The organism is Pseudonocardia sp. D17 (assembly GCF_036984265.1).
GTDB classification, from domain to species: domain Bacteria; phylum Actinomycetota; class Actinomycetes; order Mycobacteriales; family Pseudonocardiaceae; genus Pseudonocardia; species Pseudonocardia benzenivorans.
Window position 1 is genome coordinate 1 of the sequence record NZ_BPRG01000168.1, and the last position, 9803, is coordinate 9803.

Below are 9803 nucleotides of genomic sequence, written 5' to 3' on the forward strand. Positions count from 1 at the left end.
CATCAACCCCTACCTGTCCTGACCACCTTCCTAGATCGACTTACACAGACTTCTTGACAGGCCCTCAGGCTGCCGTGCCATCGCCCACCTCCGACGACAGCCTCTCAGCCGATCACCGCAGCCGGGTTACAACGCCAACGTTCTCGATCGAGGCACTAGCCCGACCCCGATGGCCAGCTCTTCGGATCAGTCACAACCCGGGTCCGCGGCTCCGAAGTCTACGACCACCCTAGAGCCGAGGCCTTGACAAACACAGAGGCACCGAAAAGCACCGATCTGTCCGTGCACACCCACGCCGATCTGGACCGGGTCGCGGACAAGCTCAACTCCCGCCCCCGCAAAACCCTGGACTGGGACACCCCCGGGGAAAGACTGACCCGACTACTGTCGCGGCCAGTAACCACCGGTGTTGCGACCACCCCCTGAACCCGAGGCCACTGAGGCGACCGTGAGGTTGCGCGCGGTGCGTTGCGCGCAACCTCACCGCTGCCAGCGCGCCGAGCCAGGACCGTGGGGGTGCGCTCGGGCGGTCAGCGTCGCGCTGCCGCATCGCTCCCCGCGGCGGCATCGAGGACGCGGGTGAGGCCCGTCGTGATGGCGGCGCGCTCCTGCGCGGTCAGGTGGTCGGCGAAGTGGCGGGCGATCCCGTCGAGGTAACCCGGGGCCGCGGCCCGCAGCCGGGCGCGCCCGGCGTCGGTGATGACGGCCCAGCTGCCGCGCCGGTCGTTCGGATCGGGCTCGCGGGCGGCCAGCCCGGCCCGGGCCAGCTCGTCGACGATGCGGCTGACCCGCGACCGCGACAACACCGCCCGCTCCCCCAGCTCGGCCATCCGCAGCCGCCGGTCGGGCGCGGAGTTGAGCTCCAGCAGCACGTCGTACCAGGCCAGCGGCATGTTCTGGGTCTGTTCCAGCTCGCGCTCCAGTGCACGCACGACGGCGGCGTGGGTGCGCAGCAGCGCGGCCCAGGCGGCCACCCCGGAGTCCTCGGTCACGCCGTGAGCATAGACCTTGTGCGTGCGCACGCACCATGGTTATATGTGCGTGCGCACGCACTACCACCGCATGCCACTACCCGAGGAGTTCCCATGACCCGCCTGCTGCACGTCTCCGCCTCGCCCCGCGGTGCCGCCTCCGAGTCGCTGGCGATCGCGCGCACCTTCGTCGAGGCCTTCGCCGCCACCCACCCCGACGCCGAGATCGACGAGTTCGACCTGTGGGACGGCACCCTCCCCGAGTTCGGCCCCGCGGCCGCCGCGGCCAAGATGGCCGTCTTCGCCGGCGAGACCCCGAGCGGCGAGGGCACCGCGGCCTGGGCGGCGGCCCGGGCCACGTTCGAGCGGCTCGACGCCGCCGACCGTTACCTGTTCAGCGTCCCGATGTGGAACGCGGGCGTCCCCTACATCCTCAAGCAGTTCGTCGACGTCGTGAGCCAGCCCGGGATGCTCTTCGGCTTCGACCCCGAGCGCGGCTACACCGGCCTGCTGCAGGGCAAGCGGGCCGTCGTCGTCTACACCAGCGCGGTGTACGGGCCTGGCCGCAGCCCGGCGTTCGGCAGCGACTTCCAGGCGCCCTACCTGCGCGACTGGCTCGCGTGGGCAGGCGTGGAGGACGTCGAGGAGATCGCGTTCCGGCCGAACCTGGTCACGGCCGACGCCCGCGCCGGACGCGAGGCCGCCCACGCACGGGCGCGCGACCTCGGGAAGACGTTCTGAGCCGCAGCGCGACGAGGAACCCGGCCCCGAGCAACAGCGTCAGGAAGCAGGAGACGCCGAGCCACCCGAGGTGGTCGTAGGCCACCCCGCCCAGCGACCCGCCGACGCTGCTGCCCGCGTAGTAGGCCAGCAGGTAGAGCGACGACGCGAGCGCGGGCGAGCCGTCGGGCAGGTCCGCCGCGCGCCGCCCGGCCCATCCGCTGGCCACGGCGTGCGCGGTGAAGAACCCGACCGTCACCAGCAGCACGCCGATACAGATGACGACGAGGTTCGCCGGCAGCGTCACCCACGCGCCCGCCGCCGCGACGGCGAGGCCCGCCGCCACGACCGGCGCCCGGCCGTGGCGGTCGGCCACCCGGCCCGCCCACGGCGACACCACCGGCCCCGCCAGGTAGCCGAGGAACACCAAACCGGCCAGCCCGACGGGCACCCCGAACGGCGCGGCCTCCAGCCGGAACCCCGAGTAGTTGTAGACGGTCACGAACGCGCCCATGACCAGGAATGACACGGCGAACAACCCGCGCAGCACGGGGTCGGCGAGGTGGCGCCCGATGGGGCGGCCGAGCTCGCGCAGCCGAACGCGCGGCGGATCGGGCGTCCGCGGTGCGGGCAGCAGGAGCCGGAACGCGACCATGCAGAGCAGTGACACCCCGCCGACCACACCGAGGGCGACGCGCCAGCCCGCGACGTCGGCCACGAACCCGGTGACCAGGCGCCCGGTGAGACCGCCGAGCGCGTTGCCGGCGATGAGCAGGCCCACCGCGCCGCCGAGCCAGCGCGCCGCGACCTCGCGCGTCGTGTGCGCCATGGCCAGCGCGGGCAGCGCGGCGAGCGCGACGCCCTGCAACGCCCGCAGGACCACCAGCACCCCGAAGGACGGCGCGAACGGCTCGACCAGCCCCAGTGCGGCGGACACCGCGAGGGCGGCGGTCATCATCCGGGTGCGGCCCCACGACTCGCACACGGCCGACAGCGGGACGACGGCGACGGCCAGCGCCAGGGTCGTCGCCGACAGCGCGAAGCTCGCCGTCGAGGAGGAGACGGCGAACTCGGCGGCGAACGTCGGCAGGAGTGCCTGCGGGCTGTAGACCAGCACGAACGTCGCGAGGCCCGCGCACCACATCGCGGCGCCGAGCCGGCGGAACCCGGGCGTCCCCCGCTCGTGCCCGGTCGCCGTCGACGCGATGGTTGCCATTGCGAACGACGGTAGGTCGCGGCGCGCGGCCCGTCCACGTGGGACGGCACACGCCCGCTCGCAGCGGCGCGCCCGGCCGCACCCGGCTACCGTCGCGGGGTGCGACAGACGTTCATGGTCACCGACGACGAGGGCCGCGACGTCGACGTCCCGCTGCCGGTGCAGCGGGTGGTGTCGATCGTGCCGTCGCTCACCGAGGCGCTCGCGGAGTCGGCGCCCGGCATGCTCGTCGGCGCGACCGACTGGTGTACCCACCCCGCCGACCTCGACGTCCCGCGGCTGCGCGGCACGAAGAACCCGGATGTCGACGCGATCGTGGCGCTGCGGCCCGATCTCGTCCTCGCCAACCAGGAGGAGAACCGGCCCCCGGACCTCGACGCGCTGCGCGCCGCGGGCGTGCCCGTCTACGTCACCGACATCCGCACCCTGGACGGCGAGCACGGCGCGTTCGACTCGCTCGGGCGGATGCTCGCCGCGTGCGGGCTCGACGAGCCGCCGTGGCTCGTCGCGGCCCGCGCGGCGTGGGCCGAGGTCCCGACGCCCGCGCGCAGGCGGCGGGCGGTCGTCCCCATCTGGCGCAAGCCGTGGATGGCGTGCGGGCGCGACACCTTCACCGGCGCGGTCCTGGCCCGGCTCGGCGTCGACAACGTCCTCGCCGACGATCCCGAGCGCTATCCGCGGTTCGATCCCGCGACGCTGCCCGAGCACGATCTCGTCGTCCTGCCCGACGAGCCCTACCTCTTCACCGCCGACGACGGGCCCGAGGCGTTCGCTGCGCCGTCCGCGCTGGTCAGCGGCCGGTTGCTGACGTGGTACGGGCCCAGCCTCGTCGAGGCCGCCGCCGTCCTCCCGCGCGCGTTGGACGTCCGGTGACGGCACTGGTCGTGAGTCGCGATGGTCGCCGTGGCGACCATCGCCACCCACGGGGGGGCGCATGAGTGAACCGCCCGTCCTCGTCCGCCGCGAAGGCGCCCTCGGCAGGCTCACTCTCAACCGGCCCCGTTCCCTCAACGCGATCGACCACGAGATGGTCCGGCTGCTCGCGGACGCGCTCGACGACTTCGAGCACGACGACGGCGTCCGCGCGGTGGCGATCGACGGCGCGGGCGAGCGCGGCCTGTCCGCGGGTGGCGACGTGCGCTTCCTCGTCGCCGACGCCGCCGAGGGCGGCCACGCCGGCGCCGCGCTGCTCGCCGACGAGTACCGCCTCGACGCCCGGATCGCGCGCTACCCCAAGCCGTACGTCGCGTTGATGGACGGCGTCGTGATGGGTGGCGGCGTCGGGGTGTCGGCACACGGCAGCGTGCGGGTCGTGACCTCGCGCAGCGTCGTCGCGATGCCGGAGGTGACGATCGGCTACGTCCCCGACGTCGGCGGGACCTGGCTGCTCGGGCACGCGCCCGGCGAGCTCGGGGTGCACGCCGCGCTCACCGCCGCCCGCCTCGGCCCCGCCGACGCCGTCGCCTGCGGCCTCGCCGATCTGCAGGTCGAGGACCTGCCGGCGCTGCTCACCGCGCTGCGCGACGGCGCCGACGCGATGGCCGCCGCGGAGGAGCTGGCGGTCGACCCGGGCGAGAGCGCGCTCTACGCGGGCCGCGACTGGATCGACCGCTGCTACGCCGCGCCCGACCTGCCCGGCATCCGCGAGGCATTGGCCCGCGACCCGCATCCCGACGCCGTCGCGGCCGCGAAGGCACTCGACAGGGCGGCCCCGCTGGCGGCGACGCTGACCTTGCGCGCCGTCCGCGACGCCCGCGGACTGCCGGACCTCGAGGACGCCCTGCGCGTGGAGTACCTGCTGACGCGCTGCTGCGTGCGCTGGCCGGACTTCACCGAGGGGGTGCGCGCGGTGCTGGTCGACCGCGACGGCGCGCCGCGCTGGGACCCGGCGACCTTCGAGGCCGTGACGGGCGAGACCGAGCACCGTTTCCTGTCCCTCGCCCACCCCGACGACCCGCCGCTGACGTTCGGGTAGCGCGGTACCCGCCGCGCCGGGAGCGCCCCGAGCCGGCCCGGCACCCGCCTCAGCCGAACGTCCGGGACTCCCCGCGGTACGTCGGGACCGTCGTGACGACGCGCCCGTCCTCGACGAGGTGCATCTCCGCGAAGCGTTCGCAGACCTCGCCCGCCTTGGTGTGCCGCCACCAGACGCGGTCGCCGATCGGGGGCGCGGTCCGGCCGCCGACCGGGGTCTGCACCTCGCCGGCTCCCTCGGTCCGCAGCAGCCGCAGGCCCGCGGGGAGCACCGGCGTCGGGACCCGCGACGCGCCCGCCGGACCGGACGCGATGTACCCGCCGCCGAACACCGTCGCGATCCGCGCGGTCGGGCGGCGCACGACGGGCAGCGCGAACATCAGCGCGGGTCGCGGGGTGAAGGCGCGGTAGCCGTCGAACAGGGTGGGGCCGTAGAGGCCCGAGCCCGCTGTGACCTCGGTGACGACGGCGTCGGCGGCGCTGGACTCCAGGCTTCCGGTGCCGCCGCTGTTGACGATCCGCAGCGCGCCGGCGACGGCGGTCACGGCGTCGGCGACGGCCGCGCGGCGACGGGTGAGCTCGGCGATCGACGCGCGCTTGACCAGCCGGACCGCGGCCGACGAGTCGGGTAGCCCCGCGACCTGGGCCTCGTAGAACATCACCCCGACGACCTCGAACCCGAACCGGCGGGCCGACGTCGCCAGCGCGGCCGCCTGCTCCGGGGTGCGCACGGGCGAGCGCCGCACGCCCAGGTGCAGCGGACCGATCCGCAGCGACGCGTCGACGTCGAGGCAGACCCGCAGCCCAGCGCGGCCCCCGGCGTCGCGGGCGATCCGCAGCTGGGCGGGATCGTCGGCCATGAGCGTCACGCGGTCGCGGGCCACCGGGTCGTCGGCGAGGGCGGCCAGCGCCGCCCGGTCGACGCTCGGGTAGCCGAGCAGGACGTCGTCGACACCCGCACGCGCCAGCCACACGGCCTCCCGCACGGAGTAGGCCATGACGCCGCGGAACCCCGGTGTCGCGAGGGCCTCGTCGAGCACGGCGCGGCAGCGCACCGACTTCGACGCGACCCGCACCGGGGTGCCCCCGGCGCGGACGACGAGATCGGCGGCGTTGGCCCGCAGCGCGTCGAGGTCGAGGGCGAGCAGCGGCGCGTCGAGGTGTGCGGTGGCGGAGTCGAGCCGGGCGGCCGCGACGGCGACCGACGACGCCGTGGCGGGCGTGCGCGACGGGGCGATGGTCATCGCGCCTCCTTCGGTGCCGGGACGAACCCGCGGGCCAGCACGACGAGCGCGACGGCCAGGACCAGCGGGACGACGAAGCCGACCCGGAGGTCCACGATCGTCCCGACGGCCCCGACCGCCACGCCGCCGATGACGGCCCCGAGGTAGTTGAAGATGTTGACCCGCGCGACGACGGCGTCGGTCGCGCCGGGTGCGAGCGCCCCCGCCGCCGAGAAGCACAGCGGCGCGACGACCGGCAAGCCGAGCCCGACCAGCGCGAACCCGGCGATCGCGAGCCCGGCGTTCGGCGCCAGTACGGCGAGCAGGAAGCCACCGATGCCGACGAACGCGCCGAGCCGCACGGTCGCGACCGCGCCGATCCGGCGGACGAGGTGGTCCCCCGCGGCGCGGGATGCGAGCGCGGCTCCCTGGTAGGCGGCGAAGCCGAGTGCGGCGGTGCCGGCCGCGGCGCCGAGCAGGTCGTGCAGGTAGAGCGCGGACCAGTTGGAGACGCCCGCGTCGGCGACGTAGAAGCACGCCATCGCCGACCCGAGCAGCAGGACCGGACGCCACGGGACGGCGGCGGCGGCCGGATCGGGACCGGCGACGGGCAGCTCGCGGCCCGGGAGGATCCCGTGCCGGGCGACCACGGCGAGCACCGCCGCCGCTGCCGCCGCGATCAGCAGCCCGGCCGCCGGCGACATCCCGAGCCGCTCCCCCAGCGCGACCCACAGGGCGCCGAGGATCCCCGCACCCGACCAGACCGCGTGGAACGACGTGAGGATGCTGCGCCCGTACCCGCGCTGCACCGCGACGGCCTGCATGTTGCTGCCGGCGTCGACCGCGCCGACGCCCAGCCCGTAGCAGCCGAACCCGGCGAACAGCACGGCGAGATCGGGCGCGAGCGCGACGGCCACGGTCGCGCCCACGATCGTCACCAGGCCGACGGTCAGGGCGACGGCGCTGCCGTGGCGGCGCGCGATGGCCTCCGCGACGACGCTGCCCACCCCCGCCAGCAGGGACACCCCGAGCACGACGAGCGTGACGGTGGCGTCGTCGATGTGGTGGCGCTCCTCGAACTGCGGCAGGTGCGTGAGCAGGACGGCGAACAGGAAGCCCTGGGCGGCGAACGCGGCGGCGACCCCGAGCCGGGCCCTGCGCAGCCGCGAGGTGACGATCCCGGAGCCCGTCACGAGGGTCATCACGCGTCCCCGGCGGCAGGTCTCGCGAGGGGGTCCTCGCACGCGTCGCACAGCAGGGCGTCGGCGAACGCGTCGAGCCGGGCGAGGGCGCCCTCGTCGTCACCGTCGACGAGCCACCGCAGGGTGACACCGTCGATCAGCGCGAGCGTCGTGCCCGCCAGGTCCTCGACGGGGCGCGTCCAGTGGTGCCCGGTGGTCATCGCCGCGTGCAGCAGGAACGCCGACACCGCGCCCTCCGAGACCCGGTACTGCGCGACGGCCACGTCGTGCAGGCCCTCCTGGCGCAACGCGTGGGTGGTGATCTCGTAGGTGACGAGCTGCCGGCTCCGGTTGGCCGACAGGCTCGCCCACAGCCCCCGGACCCCGGCGCGCAACGCGTCGCCCAGCGAGCCGGCGCCGACGTCGACGAGCGCTCCCACACCGGCCGCCTCCAGCTCCTCGACGATCCGCGAGGCGACCGCCGCGACCAGGTCGTCCTTGTCGGTGAAGCAGTAGTGCACGAGGCCGAGCGAGACGTTCGCGGCCTCGGCGACGCGGCGGACGCTCATCGCGGGGACGCCTTCGCGTTCGGCGACGTCCAACGCGGCGGCGACGAGCTGGTCGCGTCGTTGGGACCTCGCGATCCGTGGCTGGGGCATGCCCCGCATCGTCGTCCTGGACGACCGTTCAGGTCAAGCTTGAACTGGACGCCCGTCCAGTGCACTCTTCTCGCATGGCCACCACCGGGGCGACAGCCCGCCGTCGGACCTGGAGCAACTGGGCGGGCACCGCCACGGCGAGCCCCGCCGACGTCGTCGCGCCCGCGTCGGTCGAGGAACTGCAGCGCGACGTCGCCCGGGCGGCCGCGGCGGGCCTGCGCGTCAAGGCACTCGGCTCGGGGCACTCGTTCACCCCGATCGCGGTCACCGACGGCCTCGCGATCAGGCCGGACCGCCTGCGCGGCATCGTGTCCGCGGACCCGGCGACGGGCACGGCGACCGTGCTGGCGGGGACGCCGCTGCACGAGCTCGGGCCCGCCCTGTGGGGGCACGGGCTCGCGATGCCCAACCTCGGCGACATCGACGTCCAGACCCTCGCCGGGGCGCTCGCCACCGGCACCCACGGCACCGGCCGGCGGCTCGGCGGCCTCGGCACCCAGGTGGCCGGGATGCAGCTGGTCCTCGCCGACGGGACGCTCTACGACTGCCCGGCCGACGTCGTCCCGGCCGCCGCGATCGGGCTCGGCGCGCTCGGCGTCGTCGCGACCGTCACGCTGCGGTGCGTACCGGCGTTCCTGCTGCGCGCCAGGGAACGACCGGCCGGGTTCGACGAGGTCCTGCGCGACCCCGCGACCTTCGACCGGTTCACCGCCGCCCACGACCACGCCGAGCTCTACTGGTTCCCGCACACCCGGCGGCTGCTCACCAAGCGCAACGACCGCGCCGACGGACCGGTCCGGCCGCTGCCGGGCTGGCGTCGCAGGTTCGACGACGAGTTCCTGTCCAACACCGTCTTCGGCTGGACGAACCAGGTCTGCGCGGCCCGGCCGTCGTGGATCCCGCGGGTCAACGCGGTCGCCGCCAGGGCGCTGGGCGCCCGCGAGTTCACCGACCGCTCGTACCGGGTGTTCGCGACGCCGCGGCGGGTCCTGTTCCGTGAGACGGAGTACGCCGTCCCCCGCGACGCCGTCCCTGCGGTGATCGGTGAGATCGAGGACTGGTTGCGGCGCAGCGGTGAGAATGTCGCCTTCCCGATCGAGGTCCGCGTCGCCGCGGCCGACGACGTGTGGCTGTCCACCGCGTTCGGCCGCGACAGCGGGTACGTCGCCGTCCACCAGTACGCGGGCTGCGACCACACGCGCTACTTCGACGCGGCGGAGTCGATCCTGCGCGACGCGGGTGGCCGTCCGCACTGGGGCAAGATGCACTCGCTCGGCGCCGACGACCTCGCCGCCCTCTACCCGCGGTTCGACGACTTCCGCGCCCTCCGCGACCGGCTCGACCCCGGCCGGACGTTCACCAACCCGTACCTGCGGCGCATTCTCGGCGACTGAGCTGGGAGCATCGACGCCCATGCGGCGCAGCGCGGGGATCCTGGTGCACCGGACGGGCCCCGACGGCCCGCAGGTCCTGTTGGGACACATGGGCGGGCCGTTCTGGGCGCGCAAGGACTCGCACGCGTGGTCGATCCCCAAGGGCGAGCACGGCGACGACGAGGAGCCGCGGGCCGCGGCCCTGCGCGAGTTCGCCGAGGAGCTGGGCTCACCCCCGCCCGAAGGTGAGCTCGTCGACCTCGGGACGGTCCGCGGCTCGGGCAAGGTCGTCGCCGCCTTCGCCGTGGCGGGCGACCTCGACGCGGACGCGATCGTCAGCAACACCTTCGAGCTGGAGTGGCCCCCGCGCTCGGGCCGGGTGCAGGAGTTCCCCGAGATCGACCGGGCGGCGTGGTTCTCCCTCGCCGAGGCGCGGGAGAAGATCGTCAAGACCCAGCTGCCGTTCCTCGACCGGCTCGCGGCGAG

10 protein-coding genes and 1 pseudogene are annotated in these 9803 nt (G+C 74.9%); 6 read left to right on the forward strand and 5 right to left on the reverse strand.

Annotation, left to right across the window (positions count from 1 at the left end):
- Positions 1-261: 261 nt before the first annotated feature.
- Positions 262-426: pseudogene (locus PSD17_RS23635) on the forward strand (IS30 family transposase); the annotation flags it as partial.
- Positions 427-530: 104 nt separating this feature from the next.
- Here PSD17_RS23635 and PSD17_RS23640 read toward each other — a convergent pair.
- A complete protein-coding gene (locus PSD17_RS23640) occupies positions 531-992 on the reverse strand; it encodes a MarR family winged helix-turn-helix transcriptional regulator (RefSeq protein ID WP_339124562.1) in 462 nt (153 codons plus the stop codon).
- A 93-nt stretch (positions 993-1085) separates the two neighbouring features.
- On the opposite strand from PSD17_RS23640, the gene PSD17_RS23645 reads away from it, so the two are divergent.
- Positions 1086-1712, forward strand: a complete 627-nt coding sequence (locus PSD17_RS23645) for an FMN-dependent NADH-azoreductase (RefSeq protein WP_339124564.1) — start codon at positions 1086-1088, stop codon at positions 1710-1712.
- Here the strand turns inward: PSD17_RS23645 and PSD17_RS23650 are convergent.
- Positions 1642-2907 carry an MFS transporter gene (locus PSD17_RS23650; RefSeq protein WP_339124565.1) on the reverse strand — a complete coding sequence of 422 codons (1266 nt, stop codon included), beginning with the start codon at positions 2905-2907 and terminating at the stop codon, positions 1642-1644. The two genes, PSD17_RS23645 and PSD17_RS23650, sit on opposite strands and share 71 nt — an antisense overlap.
- A gap of 114 nt (positions 2908-3021) precedes the next feature.
- Here PSD17_RS23650 and PSD17_RS23655 point away from each other — a divergent pair, with 114 nt between their 5' ends.
- Together PSD17_RS23655 and PSD17_RS23660 are read left to right on the forward strand one after the other, a co-directional pair.
- Complete coding sequence (locus tag PSD17_RS23655; RefSeq protein ID WP_013676484.1) at positions 3022-3780, forward strand: helical backbone metal receptor; 759 nt, start codon at positions 3022-3024, stop codon at positions 3778-3780.
- A gap of 61 nt (positions 3781-3841) precedes the next feature.
- Positions 3842-4882 carry an enoyl-CoA hydratase/isomerase family protein gene (locus PSD17_RS23660; RefSeq protein WP_339124566.1) on the forward strand — a complete coding sequence of 347 codons (1041 nt, stop codon included), beginning with the start codon at positions 3842-3844 and terminating at the stop codon, positions 4880-4882.
- Between the two features lie 49 nt (positions 4883-4931).
- On the opposite strand, the gene PSD17_RS23665 is transcribed toward PSD17_RS23660, so the two are convergent.
- The 3 genes from PSD17_RS23665 to PSD17_RS23675 are packed head-to-tail and all read right to left on the reverse strand — an operon-like array spanning position 4932 to position 7944.
- Positions 4932-6125 carry an alanine racemase gene (locus PSD17_RS23665; RefSeq protein ID WP_103381442.1) on the reverse strand — a complete coding sequence of 398 codons (1194 nt, stop codon included), beginning with the start codon at positions 6123-6125 and terminating at the stop codon, positions 4932-4934.
- On the reverse strand, positions 6122-7306 hold the full coding sequence (locus PSD17_RS23670) for an MFS transporter (RefSeq protein ID WP_339124567.1): 1185 nt from the start codon (positions 7304-7306) through the stop codon (positions 6122-6124). The genes PSD17_RS23665 and PSD17_RS23670 overlap by 4 nt, the downstream gene beginning before the upstream one ends.
- Positions 7306-7944, reverse strand: coding sequence for a TetR/AcrR family transcriptional regulator (locus tag PSD17_RS23675; protein WP_158511337.1), 639 nt, complete (start codon positions 7942-7944; stop codon positions 7306-7308). The genes PSD17_RS23670 and PSD17_RS23675 overlap by 1 nt, the downstream gene beginning before the upstream one ends.
- A gap of 74 nt (positions 7945-8018) precedes the next feature.
- Here PSD17_RS23675 and PSD17_RS23680 point away from each other — a divergent pair, with 74 nt between their 5' ends.
- Complete coding sequence (locus tag PSD17_RS23680; protein ID WP_339124568.1) at positions 8019-9338, forward strand: D-arabinono-1,4-lactone oxidase; 1320 nt, start codon at positions 8019-8021, stop codon at positions 9336-9338.
- Positions 9339-9357: 19 nt separating this feature from the next.
- On the forward strand, positions 9358-9803 hold a 446-nt coding region (locus PSD17_RS23685), incomplete at its 3' end, for an NUDIX domain-containing protein (RefSeq protein ID WP_339124569.1).